Source organism: Paucibacter sediminis, from assembly GCF_030254645.1.
Taxonomy (GTDB): Bacteria; Pseudomonadota; Gammaproteobacteria; order Burkholderiales; family Burkholderiaceae_C; genus Paucibacter_B; species Paucibacter_B sediminis.
Genome location: NZ_CP116346.1, coordinates 36,463 through 53,611 on the forward strand (window position 1 = coordinate 36,463; position 17,149 = coordinate 53,611).

22 protein-coding genes are annotated in these 17,149 nt (G+C 71.3%); 9 read left to right on the forward strand and 13 right to left on the reverse strand.

What is annotated here, in order from left to right; all coding sequences use genetic code 11:
• Positions 1 to 14: 14 nt before the first annotated feature.
• Positions 15 to 827, reverse strand: coding sequence for a beta/gamma crystallin-related protein (locus PFX98_RS00185; protein ID WP_285233145.1), 813 nt, complete (start codon positions 825 to 827; stop codon positions 15 to 17).
• Between the two features lie 170 nt (positions 828 to 997).
• On the opposite strand from PFX98_RS00185, the gene PFX98_RS00190 reads away from it, so the two are divergent.
• Positions 998 to 1,384 (forward strand): response regulator, encoded by a 387-nt coding sequence (locus PFX98_RS00190; protein ID WP_285233146.1) that lies wholly within the window; start codon positions 998 to 1,000, stop codon positions 1,382 to 1,384.
• Here PFX98_RS00190 and PFX98_RS00195 read toward each other — a convergent pair.
• Positions 1,362 to 1,997, reverse strand: a complete 636-nt coding sequence (locus tag PFX98_RS00195; protein ID WP_285235695.1) for a response regulator — start codon at positions 1,995 to 1,997, stop codon at positions 1,362 to 1,364. The genes PFX98_RS00190 and PFX98_RS00195 overlap by 23 nt on opposite strands.
• 35 nt (positions 1,998 to 2,032) lie before the next feature.
• On the opposite strand from PFX98_RS00195, the gene PFX98_RS00200 reads away from it, so the two are divergent.
• Positions 2,033 to 2,893, forward strand: a complete 861-nt coding sequence (locus tag PFX98_RS00200; RefSeq protein ID WP_285233147.1) for a sensor histidine kinase — start codon at positions 2,033 to 2,035, stop codon at positions 2,891 to 2,893.
• On the opposite strand, the gene PFX98_RS00205 is transcribed toward PFX98_RS00200, so the two are convergent.
• The 3 genes from PFX98_RS00205 to PFX98_RS00215 all read right to left on the reverse strand — a co-directional run bounded on the left by PFX98_RS00205 (position 2,890) and on the right by PFX98_RS00215 (position 4,430).
• Entirely contained in the window at positions 2,890 to 3,762 is an 873-nt protein-coding gene (locus PFX98_RS00205; protein WP_285233148.1) for a GGDEF domain-containing protein, read from the reverse strand. The genes PFX98_RS00200 and PFX98_RS00205 overlap by 4 nt on opposite strands.
• 139 nt (positions 3,763 to 3,901) lie before the next feature.
• Positions 3,902 to 4,060: a DUF3309 family protein gene (locus tag PFX98_RS00210; RefSeq protein WP_285233149.1), complete on the reverse strand. Its 159-nt coding sequence runs from the start codon at positions 4,058 to 4,060 to the stop codon at positions 3,902 to 3,904.
• Positions 4,061 to 4,070: 10 nt separating this feature from the next.
• A complete protein-coding gene (locus PFX98_RS00215; RefSeq protein ID WP_285233150.1) occupies positions 4,071 to 4,430 on the reverse strand; it encodes a collagen-like protein in 360 nt (119 codons plus the stop codon).
• A gap of 103 nt (positions 4,431 to 4,533) precedes the next feature.
• Between PFX98_RS00215 and PFX98_RS00220 the strand changes: the two genes are divergently transcribed.
• On the forward strand, positions 4,534 to 4,764 hold the full coding sequence (locus PFX98_RS00220) for a hypothetical protein (protein WP_285233151.1): 231 nt from the start codon (positions 4,534 to 4,536) through the stop codon (positions 4,762 to 4,764).
• Between the two features lie 9 nt (positions 4,765 to 4,773).
• Here PFX98_RS00220 and PFX98_RS00225 read toward each other — a convergent pair whose 3' ends face one another.
• Complete coding sequence (locus tag PFX98_RS00225; protein ID WP_285233152.1) at positions 4,774 to 5,223, reverse strand: RcnB family protein; 450 nt, start codon at positions 5,221 to 5,223, stop codon at positions 4,774 to 4,776.
• A gap of 158 nt (positions 5,224 to 5,381) precedes the next feature.
• Here PFX98_RS00225 and PFX98_RS00230 point away from each other — a divergent pair, with 158 nt between their 5' ends.
• From PFX98_RS00230 to PFX98_RS00245, 4 genes are all read left to right on the forward strand, one after another.
• A complete protein-coding gene (locus PFX98_RS00230) occupies positions 5,382 to 6,074 on the forward strand; it encodes a cytochrome b/b6 domain-containing protein (protein ID WP_285233153.1) in 693 nt (230 codons plus the stop codon).
• A 126-nt stretch (positions 6,075 to 6,200) separates the two neighbouring features.
• Complete coding sequence (locus PFX98_RS00235) at positions 6,201 to 6,473, forward strand: hypothetical protein (protein WP_285233154.1); 273 nt, start codon at positions 6,201 to 6,203, stop codon at positions 6,471 to 6,473.
• A complete protein-coding gene (locus PFX98_RS00240; RefSeq protein WP_285233155.1) occupies positions 6,470 to 6,643 on the forward strand; it encodes a hypothetical protein in 174 nt (57 codons plus the stop codon). The genes PFX98_RS00235 and PFX98_RS00240 overlap by 4 nt, the downstream gene beginning before the upstream one ends.
• Before the next feature lie 19 nt (positions 6,644 to 6,662).
• Positions 6,663 to 8,708 carry an AsmA family protein gene (locus PFX98_RS00245; protein WP_285233156.1) on the forward strand — a complete coding sequence of 682 codons (2,046 nt, stop codon included), beginning with the start codon at positions 6,663 to 6,665 and terminating at the stop codon, positions 8,706 to 8,708.
• Here PFX98_RS00245 and PFX98_RS00250 read toward each other — a convergent pair.
• The 3 genes from PFX98_RS00250 to PFX98_RS00260 form a co-directional block, all read right to left on the reverse strand.
• The gene (locus PFX98_RS00250; protein ID WP_285233157.1) at positions 8,705 to 8,962 is read right to left on the reverse strand and encodes a VF530 family protein; all 258 of its coding nucleotides are present in this window, start codon (positions 8,960 to 8,962) and stop codon (positions 8,705 to 8,707) included. The two genes, PFX98_RS00245 and PFX98_RS00250, sit on opposite strands and share 4 nt — an antisense overlap.
• A gap of 64 nt (positions 8,963 to 9,026) precedes the next feature.
• The gene (locus tag PFX98_RS00255; RefSeq protein ID WP_285233158.1) at positions 9,027 to 9,749 is read right to left on the reverse strand and encodes a substrate-binding periplasmic protein; all 723 of its coding nucleotides are present in this window, start codon (positions 9,747 to 9,749) and stop codon (positions 9,027 to 9,029) included.
• Between the two features lie 11 nt (positions 9,750 to 9,760).
• The gene (locus PFX98_RS00260; protein WP_285233159.1) at positions 9,761 to 10,699 is read right to left on the reverse strand and encodes a YihY/virulence factor BrkB family protein; all 939 of its coding nucleotides are present in this window, start codon (positions 10,697 to 10,699) and stop codon (positions 9,761 to 9,763) included.
• Positions 10,700 to 10,832: 133 nt separating this feature from the next.
• Between PFX98_RS00260 and PFX98_RS00265 the strand changes: the two genes are divergently transcribed.
• Positions 10,833 to 11,951, forward strand: a complete 1,119-nt coding sequence (locus tag PFX98_RS00265; protein WP_285233160.1) for an AI-2E family transporter — start codon at positions 10,833 to 10,835, stop codon at positions 11,949 to 11,951.
• 10 nt (positions 11,952 to 11,961) lie between these two features.
• On the opposite strand, the gene PFX98_RS00270 is transcribed toward PFX98_RS00265, so the two are convergent.
• The 4 genes from PFX98_RS00270 to PFX98_RS00285 are packed head-to-tail and all read right to left on the reverse strand — an operon-like array spanning position 11,962 to position 16,562.
• Positions 11,962 to 13,167, reverse strand: coding sequence for an ABC transporter permease (locus PFX98_RS00270; RefSeq protein WP_285233161.1), 1,206 nt, complete (start codon positions 13,165 to 13,167; stop codon positions 11,962 to 11,964).
• Positions 13,167 to 13,883 (reverse strand): ABC transporter ATP-binding protein, encoded by a 717-nt coding sequence (locus tag PFX98_RS00275; RefSeq protein WP_285233162.1) that lies wholly within the window; start codon positions 13,881 to 13,883, stop codon positions 13,167 to 13,169. The genes PFX98_RS00270 and PFX98_RS00275 overlap by 1 nt, the downstream gene beginning before the upstream one ends.
• The gene (locus PFX98_RS00280; protein WP_285233163.1) at positions 13,880 to 15,199 is read right to left on the reverse strand and encodes an efflux RND transporter periplasmic adaptor subunit; all 1,320 of its coding nucleotides are present in this window, start codon (positions 15,197 to 15,199) and stop codon (positions 13,880 to 13,882) included. Before PFX98_RS00280 ends, PFX98_RS00275 begins: the two co-directional genes overlap by 4 nt.
• A gap of 7 nt (positions 15,200 to 15,206) precedes the next feature.
• Positions 15,207 to 16,562 carry an efflux transporter outer membrane subunit gene (locus tag PFX98_RS00285; protein ID WP_285233164.1) on the reverse strand — a complete coding sequence of 452 codons (1,356 nt, stop codon included), beginning with the start codon at positions 16,560 to 16,562 and terminating at the stop codon, positions 15,207 to 15,209.
• Positions 16,563 to 16,730: 168 nt separating this feature from the next.
• Here PFX98_RS00285 and PFX98_RS00290 point away from each other — a divergent pair, with 168 nt between their 5' ends.
• Entirely contained in the window at positions 16,731 to 17,135 is a 405-nt protein-coding gene (locus PFX98_RS00290; RefSeq protein WP_285233165.1) for a hypothetical protein, read from the forward strand.
• Positions 17,136 to 17,149: the final 14 nt, after the last annotated feature.

A 17,149-nucleotide genomic window follows, 5' to 3' on the forward strand; every position in this document is an offset into this window, starting at 1 on the left:
TTGAAAGCGGAGGCTCAGGCGCGCGGTTCGCCCTGACGATTGACGCTGATGGTCGAGCCCGGGGGCGAGGTCATCTGCACGCGGTAGTCGCGGCCGCGGAATTCATAGCTGACGTCCCAGTACTCGGGGCGCGGATCGCCGGCGACGTTCTCGCAGCGCTGCACGTTCTGCGTGGTCACCGGGCGGCCATCGCGGTCGCGGCCGATATTGGCGCCCAGCGCCCCACCCGCCACCGCACCACCCACGGTGGCGATGTCCCTGCCGGTGCCGCCGCCGATCTGGTGGCCGAGGATGCCGCCGATCACCGCACCCGCCAGCGCCGCGGGCACATTCGCCTCGCGACGATCCTGCGGGATCTGCTCGCGCTCGGTCCAGCAGCGCCGCTCGGGCGTGCCGACCACCGCGCGCACCGAGGTGACGGTGGCGTCATAGAGGCGCTCGCCGCCGCGGCGGCGATAGTCCTGCTGCACCAGCGGCGCCGGCGCGTAGCGGTCTTCGTCGATGCGGGCGTCGCGCTCCACGGCGCGCACCGAGGAGATGCGGTCGTTCAGCCCCATGGCCTGCAGCGAGGCATAGCGGCCCTGGCGCAAGACCACGCAGCGTCCGTCGAAGCGCCGGTCTTCGCAGACCTCCCAACGGCCGCGCTGCACCACCACCGAGGATGCACGGTCGTTGAAACCGAAGCGCTCCAGGTTGCGGATCTGCTGGTCGGTGTTGAAGCTGCGGCCCTGGAAGGCCTCGCGTTCGTAGAAGGTGACTTGGGCCCCCGCCTGTGCGGCGAGCGTCAGGCCGGCCAGCAAGGCGGTCAATCGAAGCATCTTGTTCATGGTTCCCTCCAGGGGAGATCAGCGGCGGTGCGCCACGCTCCGCAGTGTGCGAGCCGCGGCGCGGCGCGCCCAGCGGCCAAGGCCGGCATGTGCTGTAGTCGCCGTCCTACAGCCGGCCCTACGCTGCATCCATTGGCAAGGCCTGGCCCCAGCGCGCACACTCGCGCTTGATGGCCAACCTGCGCACCTATCTCGTCGAAGACAGCCCCTTGCTACGCGAGAGCCTGAGCGCGACCCTGGAGGAGCTGGTGCCGCTGCGGATGGTGGCCGCCGCCGCCGATGAATCCAGCGCCCTGCACTGGCTGGCCCATCACGGCCGCGACATCGATCTGGTGATACTGGACATCTTCCTCAAGCAGGGCTCGGGCCTGGGCGTGCTGCGCGCCACGCAGAGCCCACCGCCGCCCTACAAGCTGGTGGTGCTGAGCAACTACGCCACGCCCGAGGTGCGCCGCAGCTGCCTGGCACTGGGCGCCGCCCAGGTGTTCGACAAGTCGCACGACATCGAGGCCCTGGTGCGCTATTGCCAGCAGCTCAGCGGATCAGGCCATGCTTGAGCGCGTAGTAGGTCAGGTCGCTGTTGCTGGCCAGATGCATCTTCTCCATCACCCGGGTGCGGTAGGTGCTGATGGTCTTCACGCTCAGCGACATGCCCTCGGCCACATGGCCCACCGTCTCGCCCTGGGCCAGGCGCAGGAAGACCTGCAGCTCGCGCTCTGAGAGCTGCAGATGCGCGGGCTGGTCGGCATGCTTGTCGCCCAATTCCTCGGCCAGCTGCTCGGCCACCCCGGCCGAGATGTATTTGCGGCCGCGGCACACCGTGCGTATCGCCTTGACGATCTCGTCGGGATCGCAGTCCTTGCCCAGATAGCCGCTCGCCCCCTGGCGCAGCAGCGTGGTGGCGTATTGCGATTCGGCGAAACCGCTGAGTATCAGCACCGGCAGCTCCGGCGCGCGCGCCTTCACGGCCACCAGCGTGTCCACCCCGCTCTGCTCGGGCATGCCGATGTCCAGCAGCATCACGTCCAGCCCGCCCTCGCGCAGCAGCGCCATCGCCTCACGGCCGCTGGCGGCCTCGCCCACCACCTGGAAGTCGGCCTGCTCCGCAAAATACTGGCGCAGGCCGGCGCGAACCAGCGCATGATCATCGACGATGGCAATGCGTATCACGATGTCCCCTTTCACGCGCGGCGGGCGCGCACCGGATGAAGTCCTTCATCAAGCTGCTGCAGCAACAACCGATTGTGTGCCTGTTGGCGGGCCTGGCCCTGCTATGCCTGCTGTTGGCGCCCTGGGCCTGGCTGCAAATGGCGGCCCTGGGCCTGCTGGTGCTGCTGCTGTACCAGAGCCTGGCCCGGCAGCAGGCCGCGCACGACAGCCTGCATCTGATGGTGGCCGAGCGCACCGCCGAGCTGATCGATCTGGCGCAGCACCTCCAATGGGCGCGTGAGGACGAGCGCCAGCGCCTCGCGCGCGACCTGCACGACGAGCTGGGTGCCCTGCTCACCTCGGCCAAGCTGGACGCCGCGCGCATCCGCTCGCGCCTGGGCGGCTCGGCGCCCGAGGCGAGCGAGCGGCTGGCGCATCTGGTGCAGTCGCTCGACGAGGTGATTGCGCTGACGCGCCGCATCGTCGAAGACCTGCGCCCCTCGGCGCTGGGCAATCTGGGCCTGCCCGCCACGCTGGAGATCCTGGCGCGGGAATTTGCCGCGCGCTCGAACGTCACGGTGCATTGCAGCGTCGCGCCGGTGCGCCTGAGCCCGCGCGCCGAGCTGGCCGTGTACCGGCTGGTCCAGGAGGCCATCAACAACATCAGCAAATACGCCGCCGCCCGCCAGGTCTGGATCACGCTGGCCAGCCAGGGCACGCAGGCGCAGGTCTCGGTGCGCGACGACGGCCGCGGCTTCGACAGCGCCCACCCGGGCGGCACCTCGCGCGGCCTGCTGGGCATGCGCTATCGCGTGGAGGCCGAGCAGGGGCGGCTGCGCATCCGCTCCGCACCCGGCCAGGGCACGCTGATCGAGCTGAGCCTGCCGCAGCTGGCCGAGGCCGCTGCATCGCCCTAGTCGCCCGGTTGGGTGTCGTGAAACGCATGCCCCAGGCGCGCGCGCTTGGCCGTGTACATCGCCAGGTCGGCACTCTTGAGCAGGGATTCCGCGCAGGCGCCGTCGAAGGGGAACACGGCAATGCCGATGCTGGGCCGGATCTGCAGGCTCAGCGCGCCCACCGTCATCGGTGCGGACACCGCCTGGTAGAGCTTGTTGGCCAGTTGCAGCAAGGGCCGCGGATCCGCATCGGTGGCGCGCAGGCAGGCGAACTCGTCGCCGCCGATGCGGCTCACCATATCGCTGGCCCGCACCGCCCGCCGCAGCCGCGCCGCCGCGATCTTCAGCACCTCGTCGCCGACGGCATGGCCATGCTCGTCATTGACCCGCTTGAAGTCGTCCAGATCCAGATACAGCACCGCCACCGCGGGCTGCTCGGGCCGCGCCTCCTGGATCGCCTGGGCCAGGCGCTGGCCGAAGAAGCGCCGGTTGGGCAGCTCGGTGAGGCCGTCGTGCAGGGCCTGGTGACGGGCCCGGCGCGCACCGTCGCGGCTGCCAGCCAGATCGGCGCGCGCCTGCGCCAGAAAGACCTGGGTGTCGAACAGCGTCAACTCCAGCTGCCGCCGGCGGCGCAGCTCATGAGCCATGCCCTCCTGCAACTGCGCCAGCGCTTCGGCGCATTCGAGCAGCGGCGCGCGCTGCGGCGCCTGTGCCAGCTGGCGCAGGCGCTCGCCCACCGCCCCCAACATGATGGGCAGGTCGGCCGGTGCCAGGCCCTGCTGCGCGGTCAGAGGAAGCGTCTGCGTCTCAGGCGTAGGCGCGGGCTCGGGCCGGCTCGCCGGCACCGGGCTGCCGCGCTGCAGCTCGACCGCTGGGTCGGGATGGATCATCCGGGCACTCCCCTTGGTGGATACCGTCATGACAGAAGCTGCGCCAGATTTGAAGCGCAGCCCGGCAAACCGGTCCGTGCGGTAACGCACATAGGCAGCGCGCGCGCGCCGTTCTTGCTTTCCATGGCGCCGCCCCGGCCTAGAGGCGGCCCGTCACGAACAGCACGATGACCACCAGCAGGATCACCCCCACCACGCCGCTGGGGAAATAGCCCCAGCTCTGGCTGTGCGGCCAGGTGGGCACGGCGCCCACCAGCATCAGCACCAGCAGGATCAACAAGACAGTACCGAGGCTCATGGCGATCTCCTCAACGATTGGGTGCGGAAGCCGGCGGCATCACGATCACCGTGGTGCCATCGCCGCTCTTGCCGGTGCGGCCGGTCTGGCCAGTCTGGCCGTCCTGACCGGTCTGGCCCGCCTCGCCCTGGCTGCCGGTGTTGCCCGTATTGCCAGTGCTTCCGGTGCTACCGGTGTTACCGGTATTGCCTTGATAGCCCTGGCTGCCCTGGCTGCCGGCCGGCCCGGGCGGGCCCGGCACGGCCACCTGCACCGCGGCCGGCACGGTCACCACGGTGGGTCGCTCGCAGGCCGCCAGTGCGGTGCAGAGCAGGAGTGCGGCGCCATAGAGGGCCTGGCGCAAGGGCGCTGAAGAAAGGCTGTAGCTCATGTTGATTCCTTGATTGGGGTGTCGCGAGTAGGCGCGCTGGAAGCCGCCCCGTCAGTGCGCTGACGCACAGATTGCGCGGCGCCGCGGCGCGATAGTCGGCAGCATGAAGTTCCAGCACGCCGATCCCTCCAGGCCACACGCCTACCGCTGCCCCAGCTGTGGTGGCCGGCTGTGGCGCCAGCCGCGGCATCTGATCGACTTCGTCATCAGCGCCTTCAGGCCCATGTGGCGCTTCAACTGCCGCTTCATCGCCTGCCAATGGCAGGGGCGCCTGCCCGTGCTGCCGGAGGATCTGGAGCGCGAGCCGCAGCTCGACCGGCATGGCGTCTTGTGAACGCCCGGCTCAGTTGCTGAGCATCAGCTGCAGGATCAGACCGGTGGCGATCGCCACCAGCAGATAGTCACCACCCGCCTGCACCCAGTGGTAGCCACGCGGCGGTGCATAGAGATGGTGACCGCGCCAGTCCTCCACCACGTACTGACGCTCGCGGTATTGCGGCGGCAGGCGCTGGCCGCGGTAGTAGCGGTACTCGGGGCCAGCACCGCGGCCCTCGTAATGGCCGCCCTGGCGGCTGTCATAGCGGCCGTCGCTGCGCTGCTCATAGCGATGATCCTGGCGTTGATCGCGGCGCTGCTCATGGCGCCTGTCGTCGCCGCGCTGCGATTGCTGCTGACGGTCGTCGCGGCCATCGCGCTCGCCACGTTCGCCGCGATCGTGCGGCTGCGCCTGGGCCAGGCCGCTCAAGCCCAGGCTCAGGGCCAACAGGCAATTCAGGGTGCGCTTCGTGTTCATGTGGTACTCCTCGTGGCGGCTCGGGGCGAGCGCCCGTGCCGCAGAGCCTAGGCGCCGCCGCGCCGCTTGACTGTGCGCCAGCGCACCGGCGCCAAGTTAAGAAAGCGCTAAGCGGCGGCGCCCACCATGCAGGCATCCAGAACCGCAAGGACGCCAACATGAGTACCCCCGCTCCCACCCAACGCCCCCTGATCTGGGATCTCCCCACCCGCCTGTTCCACTGGCTGATGGTGCTGAGCTTTGCTGGCGCCTATCTCACGGCCGAGAGCGAGCGCTGGCGCCTGCTGCATGTGAGCCTGGGCTACACCCTGGCAGGCCTGGTGGCCTTCCGCGTGCTGTGGGGCCTGATCGGCAGCCGGCATGCGCGCTTTGCCAGCTTTGTGCGCGGCCCCGCCGCCGTGGCCCGCTACCTGCGCTCGCTGCTGCAGGGCCGACCCGAACACCATGCCGGCCACAACCCGGCCGGCGCCCTGGCCGTGCTGGCCCTGCTGGGCCTGAGCGCCCTGCTCACCGCCAGCGGCTGGGCCACCTACAACGAACTCGGCGGCGACTGGCTGGAAGAAGCGCACGAGCTGATCGCCAACACCATGCTGGCCCTGGTGGGCCTGCACATCGCCGCGGTGATCGTCTCCAGCCGCCTGCATCGCGAGAACCTGGTGGCCGCCATGATCACCGGCCGCAAGCAGGGCGCGCCCGAAGAGGCCGCCCGCAGTCCCTGGCGCAGCGTCGCCGCCCTGCTGCTGGCCGCGGTGCTGGGCTCCTGGTGGTGGCAATGGCAGCAGGCGCCGCTGCAGGCAGCGGCGGCCCGCCCGGGCCATCACCAGCAGCATGAAGATGGCGACGACGACTGAGGCGGGCACGGCCGCCGGCTGGCAAGCTGGGCCCTTGTCCTACACGTGCGAGCCGCGCTGTCCGATGCCCGCGGCGCGGCGGGCGGGCGATGCTCCAGGCATCTGCCAACCACTCAAGGACAGTCCATGCCCATCAAGACCACAAGCGCCAGCCTGCAACCCGTGCTGGCCGCCAGCCTGGCCCCGCTTGAAAAGCTCACCCGGCTGACCCAGGCCAACCTGGACCTGCTGACGCGCTTCTCACACTCGGACGAGATCAGCGCCCCCGGCCAAGTGCCGAATCTGCTGCAGTCCAAGGCCTTCAACGAACTCAGCCAGGGCATCATCAAGAACTACAGCGAGTTCGTCAGCGAGCTTGGCAAGGACGGCGTGGCCGCCCTGGCCAAGGCCCAGCCATGAGCGCGCTCCACCCCTTGAAGGCCCTGCATGCGCTGCGCCTGCGGCGCAAGGCAGCGCGCGCGGCACAGCCCCCGGCCTCCGACCAGGCCTATCTGATCTTGGAGCCCGGCAGCTACCAGGTGCACCGCAGCGGCGCAGCCCGCCATGCCGTCATCAAGCCCAAGCGCTGAGGCCGGTCTAGCGATTGCCATGCCGGCCGGCCCGGGCCGGTTCGAGCGACTCGCCAGGGCCGCCTGGCTGCCGACCCGCCACCCTGGCCGCTGGGCCCTGGCCGCGGGCCTGCTGCTGCTCGGCGGGCTGACGCTGGGCGAGGCGCTGGGCTGGCCCTGGCTGGCGGCGCCGCTGGAGCAGCTGCTCAGCAAGCGGCTGGGCCAGCACGTCACACTGGAGCGCCGCGGCTTCGAACTCGGCCTGCTCGGCGCGGTGTCGCTGCGCAGCGCCGAGATGCGCGTGGCCGCGCCGGCCTGGAGTGGCGCGCCACATTTGCTGCTGGCGCAGGACATCCGGGTGCGGCTCGGCTATCTGGACCTGCTGCGCGCCCGGCTCGGCCAGCCGCTGCGCGTGCAGCGCTGGCAGGCGCGCCGGCTCGACGCGCATATCGAGCGCCTGGCCGACGGCCGCGCCTCCTGGCAGTTCGGCATGCAGGCGCCCGAGAGTCAGGCCTTGCCGGTGCTGCTGCCCGAGCTCGGCGAGGTGGAGATCAGCCAGGCCAGCGTGCTGTACCACGATGCACTCGGCGGCCTGCAACTGCAGGCACATTGGTCGCTGAAGCAGGACCCGGCGCACCCGGAGGCGAGCTTCAAGCTGGAGGCCAGCGGCCAGTTCCGCGAGCTGCCCCTGCAGCTCACGCTCAGCGCAGCCACGCTGCTGCCCTGGCTGGACGACGGTGAAGCCGCCCTGGCGGTGCCGCTGCAGTTGCAGGCCACGGTGGGCCGCACCCGGTTCGACTTCGAGGGCACGGCCACCGATGTGCGCCATCTCGGCGCACTGGACGGCCGCTTCCGCCTCGCCGGCCCCTCGCTGGCGGCGGTGGGCGACCCGTTGGGCGTGACCCTGCCCAGCACCGCCGCCTTCCGCAGCGAGGGCAGCATGCGCAAGCAGGGCCAGACCTGGCGCGTCGTGCTCGACGACTTCCAGGTCGGCGCGAGCCGCTTGCGCGGCGTCTTCAACTACGACGCCGGCCGCGGCCAGCCGCTGCTGACGGGGCAGTTGATCGGCCGGCGCGTGCTGCTGAGCGACCTAGGGCCGGCGCTGGGCAGCACCAGCGCGGTGGCCGCCAGCGATGCGCCCGCCAGCGCACCCACCCTGCTGGTGGCGCCGCGGCGCCGCCCCGGCCGCGTGCTGCCGGCGCGCCCCTTCGACCTCGCGGCCCTGCGCCGCATGGATGCCGAGGTCAGCCTGGACATTGCCGAGCTTGACCTGGGCAGCCGCTATCTGGATGCGCTGCGGCCGCTGCAGGCCCTGCTGAGCCTGCAGTCCGGCATGCTGCGCCTGCATGCGCTGAATGCGCGTCTCGCCCAGGGCCGGTTGAGCGGTGCGCTGCAGCTGGATGGGCGCGGCGAGCAGGCGCTGTGGAGCACCGACCTGGCCTGGCAGGATGTGCGGCTGGAACGCTGGATACGCCAGGAGCGCAGTCTTACCAAGGCGCCGCCCTGGGTGAGCGGCCAGCTGCGCGGCCAGGCCCAGCTGCAGGGCCAGGGCCGCTCCACCGCCGAGATCCTCGCCAGCCTGGAGGGGCGCGTGCGCAGCGAGTTGCTGGCGGGCACGGTATCGCACCTCGCCATCGAAGCCGCCGGTCTCGACCTGGCCCAGGGCCTGGGTGTGGCGCTGAAGGGAGACGACGCCCTGCCCCTGCCCTGCGCGGTGGCCGATCTGCAGGCCAAGGCCGGCGTGCTGAGCCCGCGCGTGCTGGTGCTGGACACGCGCGACTCCACCGTCTGGGTGGACGGCACGCTCTCGCTGCGCCAGGAGGCGCTGGATCTGCGCGTGCTGGTCAGCCCCAAGGACTTCAGCCCGCTGACGCTGCGTGCGCCGCTGCGCGTGCAGGGCAGCCTGGGCGAGCCGGCGCTGAGCGCCGACAAGGCACCGATCGCGGGCAAGCTGGCGGGCGCGCTGCTGCTGGGCCTGATCAACCCGCTGGCCGCGCTGCTGCCGCTGATCGACGTGGGCGACGGTCCGGGCGCACGGCATGCCGCGCTGGCCTGCAAGGCGGCCAGCCAGCGGCTTGCGAGCTAGTTGTCGCGCTCGCTGCGCCGGATATCGCGCAGCATAAAGAGGTACAGCCCCTCCACCTTCTCGCGTGCCCAGGGGGTCTTGCGCAGGAACTTCAGGCTGGAGGCGACGCTGGGCTCGTGCGTGAAGCAGCGCACCGGAATGCGCTCGCCCAGCCCGGCCCAGCCATAGTGATCGGCCAGCGCCGTGACGATGCGCTCCAGCGTCATGCCGTGCAGGGGGTCGCGCGAGGCGGCGGATGTCGTGGAGGTGGCCATGGCCGATTGTCGCTGAGAGCGTGTTTACGATCCCCTCATGGCGCCCGTTGCCCCGCAAAGGCAGTTAAGGTTTGACGGTGCTGAACTGGCCTTCACGCACCAGCTGAGCCAGGGCCGCATTCAGTCGTGCCAGCAAGGCCTCGTCCAGCTGCGGGTGGCAGGCCAGAAAGGACTCCAGCACACCCAGCTCCAGCGCCTCGCGCAGGCGTGGCGCGTCGGGCCGGGCCAGCTCGTAGCGCAGCGTCAGATCGCTGGTGGCCCAGAGGTCGATGCGCTCGGCCATCAGCATGCGCAGACTGATCGCATCGCTGGCCACCTCCTCGACCGGCAGACCCGCGGCATGCAGGCGGCCGGCCACCACCGACTGACGGATCGCGCCGATGCGAAGGCCCCGCAAGGCCTGCAGGTCCGCCCAGCGGCGCGAGTCCGTGGCCCGGGCCATCAGCACCAGGCGCGAGCGCGCCAGCAGGCCGGCCCATTTGAAATGCGCCTCGCGCTCCGGCGTGCGCGCCAGGCCGACGATGCAGGTGTTGGGGTGCTGCTCGGCATCCCGCATCGCCCGGGCCGTCACGCTCGGTTCGAAGCGCACGTCCACGCCGGCCAGCGCGCCCAGGCGCGTGAACACCGGCACCCCGCGCCCCTCGACAACGCGCGTCTTCGGGTGGCTGACAAACAGGCCGGGCGTTTCCATCACCAGCAAGGTCAGGGTCTCGGCACGCGCCGCAGCGACGCTGCCGACCAGCAGCAGCAACATCGACAAGGCGCCGCCCCAGTTCCCCAATCGCATGCGCAGGACTTTCATGACTTTGGCGGCATCGTAGCCGGGCGCTTGCGGGCGCCCAGGGCCGCGCCCGGTGCCCAGCCCAGGCGCTCGTACTCCGAGATCACCTGCGCGCCCAGCAGCAGCAGGGTGGCGCCCAGCTCCAGGCTCAGCAACACCGCGATCGCGGTGGTCAGCGAGCCGTACACGGTGCCGATCTGCGAGAGCGTGCCGAAGTACCAGACCAGCACATGGCGGGTCAGCTCCCAGAGCAGCGCCGCCACCAAGGCCCCCAGCAGGGCGGCGCCCCAGGAGGGCCGGCCCAGCGGCATGACGAGGTAGATCGAGGCCAGCATCAGCACCTCGCCGGCCAGGCCCAGCAGGTACAGCAGCAGGCCCGACACCCCCACCAGCGACCAGCTGCGCCCCAGCAGCTCGACGCTCTGCTGGCCCAGCGCCTGCAGGCTGCCGGCCACCAGGGTCACCAGCAGCAGGCCGGCGCCCAGGCTGCAGATATAGGCGTAGGGGATCAGCGCCGAGATCAGCGCATGGCGGCGGCGCCGCACCAGGCGGTGGTGGAAGATCACCGACATGGCGTTCTCCAGCACCGTGAAGGCCAGCGAGCTGAAGAACAGCATGCTGACCAGCAACACCCAGCCGAGCACATCGCGGTGCGCCAGAAAGCGCGCCAGCTCGGCCACCATGGCGGACGATTGCCCGGGCACCAGCCATTCCAGGTAGCGGCCCACGGTGGCCAGCAACTCGCCCTGCTCCACCACATGCGAGAGCACGATCACCGCCAGGATCAGCAGCGGCACGATGGACAGCAGCGCGTAATAGGCCACCGCGCCGGCCAGCAGCAGGCCCTGGTTGGCGCGAAAGGCCTTGAGCGTGCGCAGCGCGAAGGCGGCCGGGTGGCGCAACACCCAGAGCGCCGGGCGGCCGCGCTGCGGCGAGGGGTCGGGGGACGCTGCCATTGGCCTCATTCTCACCCAGCCGAAGCCGCTGCGGGCGTCGCAGCTGTCGGACAAGGCCGCGATCGCCTGTGGGCACCCGCCGCAACACGCCTGCCGGCACGGCACGCGCGCGCGGCGCGGCGTAAGCTGGTCCATGGACATCACCGAACTCAAGCCCACCCCGCTCAGCGTCGACGTGCGCAGCCTCTCGCTGGGCCTGCTGGCGCTGCTGGCCAGCCTCTATGCCCTGCACTGGGCCAAGGAGCTGCTGGTGCCGGTGCTGCTGGGCCTGGCCTTCAGCTATGCGCTCAGCCCGCTGGTGAACGCGCTGGAGCGCCTGCACCTGCCGCGTGTGCTGGGGGCGGCGCTGCTGATCGCCGGCATCACCGGCGGCCTGGGCTGGTCGGTCTATGCGCTCAGCGACGACGCCTATGCGCTGATCGAGTCGCTGCCCGCGGCCACCCAGAAGGTGCACGACGCGGTGCGCGCGCGCGGCCCGCAGGGCGAAAGCGCGCTGCAGAAGGTGCAGAAGGCCGCCACCGAGCTTGAACAGGCTGCGCAGGAGGGCAGCACGCCGGCGGCGACCACCAGAGGCGTGACGCGCGTGCGCATCGAGCGCCCGCAGTTCGACCTCAAGGACTATGTATGGAGCGGCAGCCTCGGCGCCCTGGCGGCGCTGGCCCAGGCGCTGGTGGTGATCTTCATCACCTTCTTCCTGCTCGCCTCGGGCAACACCTTCCGGCGCAAGCTGGTCAGGATCGCCGGCCCCGACTTCGCGGCCAAGCGCATCACCGTGCAGGCACTGGACGAGATCACCGACCAGATCCAGCGCTACCTGCTGGTGCAGCTGTGCACCAGCGTGCTGGTGGGCCTGGTGATCTGGGCTGCCTTCAGCGCGCTGCACCTGGAGCATGCGGCGGTATGGGGCGCGGCGGCCTTTGTGCTGGACTTCATTCCCTACCTGGGCGCCAGCGTGCTCACCGCCGGCTCGGCCTTCTTCGCCTTCGTGCAGTTCGGCAATCTGGAACTGCCGCTGCTGGTGGGCGGCACCGCCCTGCTGGTGCACACCCTCTCGGGCAATCTGCTGACGCCCTGGCTGAGCAGCCGTGCCAGCCGCATGAACGCGGTGGCGATCTTCATCGGCGTGCTGGCCTTCGGTTGGCTGTGGGGGCCCTGGGGCCTGCTGCTGGGCGTGCCGATACTCACCACGGTGAAGGCGGTATGCGACCGCGTCGAACACCTCAAGCCGATCGGCGAGCTGCTCGGCGACTGAGGGCGCCCGCCTACTCGTGGCGCAGCGCCTCGATCGGATCGAGCTGCGCCGCGCGCCGCGCCGGGAAGTAGCCGAACAGCACGCCGATGCCGGCCGAGAACAGGAAGGCGACGATGTTGATGCGGGCGTCGAACAGGTAGGGCACGTGCATCAGGCTGGCCAGGCCGATCGAGGCCAGCGTGGCGAACACGATGCCGATCAGCCCGCCCAGCGCCGCCAGCGCCACCGCCTCGATGAGGAACTGCATCAGCACCTCGCGCTCGAGCGCGCCGATCGCCAGCCGCAGGCCGATCTCGCGGGTGCGTTCGGTCACGCTCACCAACATGATGTTCATGATGCCGATGCCGCCCACCAGCAGGCTCACCGCCGCCACCGCGCCCAGCAGCGTGGTCATCACCTGGGTGGTGCCGCTGATGGTCTCAGCCAGCTGCTGGGTGTCCAGCACATTGAAGTTGTCGTCGTCGCCGGCGGCCAGCTTGCGGCGCTCGCGCAGCAGCTGGCTCAGGCTGGCCTTCAGGCGCGCGCTGTCGCTGCCGTCCTGCATCGACACCAGCAGGGTCGCGACGCGCTGGTTGCCGGTGACGCGGCGCTGCAGGGTGTGCAGCGGCAGCACCACCACATCGTCCTGGTCGTTGCCCATCGCCGCCTGGCCCTTGGACGCCAGCACGCCCACCACGGTGCAGGAGAAGGTCTTGATGCGCAGCTGCTCGCCCAGCGCCGGCGTGCTGCCGTAGAGCTCGCGCCGCACCGTCTCGCCGATGATGCAGACCGCGCCGCCCGCCAGCTGCTCGGCCTCGTCGAACAGCCGGCCCTGGGCCAGCTTCCAGTTGCCGGTGCTGAACCAGGCGTTGCTGCTGCCGGTGACGCTGCTGGCCCAGTTGCGGCCGTTCGCCACCACGGTGACGCTGGCGCGCCCTTCCGGCGCCACCGCCGCCACGCCGCCGATCTGCGCCGCGATCGCCTCGGCGTCGGCCTCCTTGAAAGCCGGCGCGCTGCTGCCGCCGCCGCCGAACTGGCGCTGGCCCGGCCGCACCATCAGCAGATTGCTGCCCAGGCTGGAGATCTGCTGCTGCACCGCCTGCGTCGCGCCCTTGCCCAGCGTCACCATGGTGATGACGGCGCTGACGCCGATCACGATGCCCAGGATGGTGAGGAAGGAACGCAGCAGATTGCGCCGGATCGAGCGCAGGGCCAGCATCAAGGTGTTGAGCAGCATCAGGCCGCTCCCGCCAGGGCTGGTTCGGTATTCGGAACGTCCGACGCGATCGCCCCATCGACGAAGCGCACCAGGCGCCGCGCATAGGCCGCCATGTCGGGCTCGTGGGTGATCATCAGCACGGTGATGCCATGCACCTCGTTGAGCTCGCGCAGCAGGGCCATGATCTCGCGGCTGCGCTGGGTGTCGAGATTGCCGGTCGGCTCGTCGGCCAGCAGCACCGCCGGCTCGGTGACCAGGGCGCGCGCGATCGCCACGCGCTGCTGCTGGCCGCCCGAGAGCTCGGAGGGCATGTGATGCTCCCAGCCGCCCAGGCCCACCGCCTGCAGCGCATGCGCCGCGGCCGCGCGCCGGCGCGCCGCGCCCTCGCCGCGGTAGAGCAGCGGCAGCTCGACGTTTTCCTGTGCCGAGGTGCGCGGCAGCAGATTGAAGCCCTGGAACACAAAGCCCAGGAAGCGGCGCCGCAGCAGCGCGCGCTGGTCGCGCGTGAGCGCCTCCACATGCGCGCCCTGGAACAGGTACTGGCCGGCGCTGGGCGTGTCGAGGCAGCCCAGGATGTTCATCGCGGTGGACTTGCCCGAACCGCTGGGCCCCATGATGGCGACGAACTCGCCCGCCCGGATGTCCAGGTCGATGCCCTTGAGCGCCATCAGCTCGGCCTGGCCGCTGCCATAGACCTTGGTGACGCCGCGCAGGCTGATCAGCGGCGCAGTCACTTCGGCGCCACCTTCTGGTCGGTGATGACCTGCATGCCGGGCTGCAGCTCGCCGCCGAGGATCTCGGTCATGCGGCCATCGCTGATGCCGGCCTGCACCGGCACCATCACCGCCTGGCCCTCGCGCAGCACCCAGACCTGGCGCGCGCCGGCGGTGCTGGCGCCCTCGGCGGCCGAGCGCTTGGCGCCGCTGCGCGGCGGGCCGCGCGGGATCAGGCTGGAGACGATGCCACCGGAGGCAGCGGCCGCCGCCGTCGGCGCGGCGCTGGGTGCAAAGCGCAGCGCGCTGTTCGGCACCAGCAGGGCGTCGTCGCGCTGCAGCGCGGTGATGGTGGCGGTGGCCGTCATGCCGGGGCGCAGGCTGAGATCGGCGTTGTCCACGTCCAGATAGGTCAGGTAGGTGACGACGTTCTCGGTGATGGTGGAGCCAAAGGCCACGCGCGTCAGCGTGGCCGGGTACTTGCGGCCCGCGTAGGCGCTGACGGTGAAGCTGGCGCGCTGGCCGACCTGCACCTTGCCGACGTCGGCCTCGTCCACATAGACCTGCAGACGCAGGCGCGCCAGATCCTCGGCCACGCTGAACAGCGTGACCGCCTGCAGCGAGGCCGCCACCGCATTGCCGGGGTCGACATTGCGCGTCAGCACCACGCCGTCGGCGGGGGCGCGGATCGAGGCCTTGGCGAGGTTGATCTGGTCGGTGGCCAGCGCCGCCTTGGCATCCTGCACATTGGCGCGCGCGCTCGCCACATCGGCCTGCGCCCGCTCGGCGCTGGCACGGCCGCTGTCCAGCTCGGCCTTGGACGGCACCTTGCCCCCCGACAGCCGCGCCACCTCTTCCAGCCGCGCCAGCGCGGCCTGGCTTTCCTTCAGCGTGGCCTGGGCCTGGGCCACGCGCGCCTCGGCGGCCGCCAGCGAGGCCTGCGAGCGCAACACCTGACCCTGCAGCTTGGCGGTGTCCAGCTCCACCAGCACCTGGCCACGCCGCACGCGGTCGTTCACGTCCACGTTCACCTTCAGCACGGTGCCCGAGAGCTCGCTGCCGATATTGATCGCGCGGGTGGGCTGCAGCGTGCCGTTGGCGGTGACGCTGAGCGTGAGCTTGCCGCGCGTGACCGGCTGCGCCACATAGACCGGCGCGGCCTGGCTGGCCTGGCGGCTCTGCCACCACCAGGCGCCCAGGCCGGCCAGCAGCAGCAGCGCCAGCAGCAGCCAGGGCCAGCCGCGCCGGTACCAGGGCCGCCGGGCCTGCGCCAGCACGGCGGACAGATCGGGCGGGGGCTTTGTTGCTGGTGTTGCTGCGTCGCTCATCGGTTTCATGATTCCATCAAGAAGGCTGCCAGCCACCGCCCAGCGCCTTGTACAGGCGCACATGGTCGGCGCTGACGGCGGCCATGGCCGTGGCCACGCCGTCCTCGGTGCTGAGTTGGTTGCGCTGGGTCTCCAGCACGGTCTGGAAGTCCACCAGCCCGCTGCCATGGCGCTGGCGCGCCAGCAGCGCCGCCCTGGCGGCCGATGCCGAGGCGGCCTGCAGCCGCGCGAGGCGCTCGCGGTCGCCGCGCAGCGCCACCAGCGCATCCTCCACATCGCGCAGCGCGCCCAGCACGGTGGCCTGGTAGGCCGCCTGCGCCTGCGCCAACGCGGCCTGCTGGGCGCGCACCTGCGCGCGCGCCGCGCCGCCGTCGAACAGCGGCAGCGACACGCTGGCCAGCAGCGCCGAGGCCAGCGAGGCGCCATTCGTCAGCGCGCCCAGGCTGAGCGCGCTGAGGCCCACATTTCCGCCGATGCGCAAGCTCGGCAGCCGCGCCGCCTCGGCCTCGCCCACGCGCGCGGCGGCCGCCTGCACGCGCAGCTCGGCGGCGCGCACATCGGGGCGCTGGCGCAGCGTCTCGGCCGGGATGCTGAGGGCCAGGTCTTGCCCCGGCTGGGGCAGCGGCGCGCTGGCGGCCAGTTGGGCGTCCAGCGCCGCGGGCGGCTGGCCGCTCAGCAGCGCCAGCGCATGGCGGCTCTGCGCGATGCCGGTCTGCAGGGCCGGCAGCTGGGCGCGCGTCTGCTCGGTGGCGGCGCGCGCCTGCTCGGCCTCCAGCGAGGTGGTGAGCCCGGCCTGCAGCCGCCATTCGGTGATCTGCAGGGTCTCAAGCTGGCTGGCCAGATTGGCCTCGGCGATCGCCAGCCGAGCCTGGTTGCCGCGCAGGCTGATATAGGCCAGCGCCACTTCGGCCGCCACCGCCACCTGCACATCGCCCAGGCTGGCCGCGCTGGCCTCGGCCGTGGCCTGCTGGGCCTGCACGGCGCTGCGCTGGCCGCCGAACAGGTCGGGCTCCCAGCTGGCGTCCAGGCCCAGCTTGAAGCTGTTGACCGGGCTGCTGCTGCCGCTATCGCTGCGCTGCGCCGCGGCGCTGCCGCTCAGGCCGGGCAGCAGGCCGGCCGCCGCCACGTCGCGCAGGGCACGCGCCTGCTGCAAGCTGGCCTGGGCCAGGCGCACATCGGTGTTGGCCTGCAGGGCCTGGCGCAACAGCGCTGCGAGCTGGGCGTCGCCAAAGCCTTGCCACCAGGCAGTCAGGCGCACATCGGCGGAGGTCGCGGTAGCCGGCATGGGCGGCTGCGGCGGCGCGCTCGCACAGCCGGCCAGGGACATCGATAGCGTCAACAGCAGCGGGGCGAAGCGAGCGGGCATGGTCATCACGGATCCCAGTGTCGGCAGCGGCCTTGACGGGCGTGTTGCGCACTGTCAAGCGCAGGTAAAGCCGCGCTGCATCATCGCCCGCAGCGGGCCCGAGCCACTGTACTGCAGCGCACAGACGCGCAGGCCGGCCAGGGCACAGCATGGCCCATCCAATGTGAGGTCACCATGAACCATGCCATCTTGCGATTCAGCGCCTGTCTACTGGCGGCCAGCCTGGCCGGCCTGAGCCCGGGCACCAGCCTGGCAGCCGACGGCACGCCGCTGGCGCGCTACCAGCAGGAGCGCACGGCCTGCCTGGCCGGCCAGACCAACCAGGACCGCAGCACCTGCCTGCGCGAGGCCGGCGCCGCCTATGCCGAGGCCAGGCGCGGCGGGCTGGAGGGCGACGAGGAAAGCTGGCGCCGCAACGCCCTGCGGCGCTGCGAGGTCCTGCAGGGTGACGAGCGCTTCGACTGCCTTGCGCGCATGCAGGGCCAGGGCCAGCTCAGCGGCAGCGCCCTCGGCGGTGGCATCTACCGCGAGCTGGTAACGGTGGTGCCGGCGGCTTCCGCGCCCACCCCAGCCAAATAGGCCCGCACGGGCAC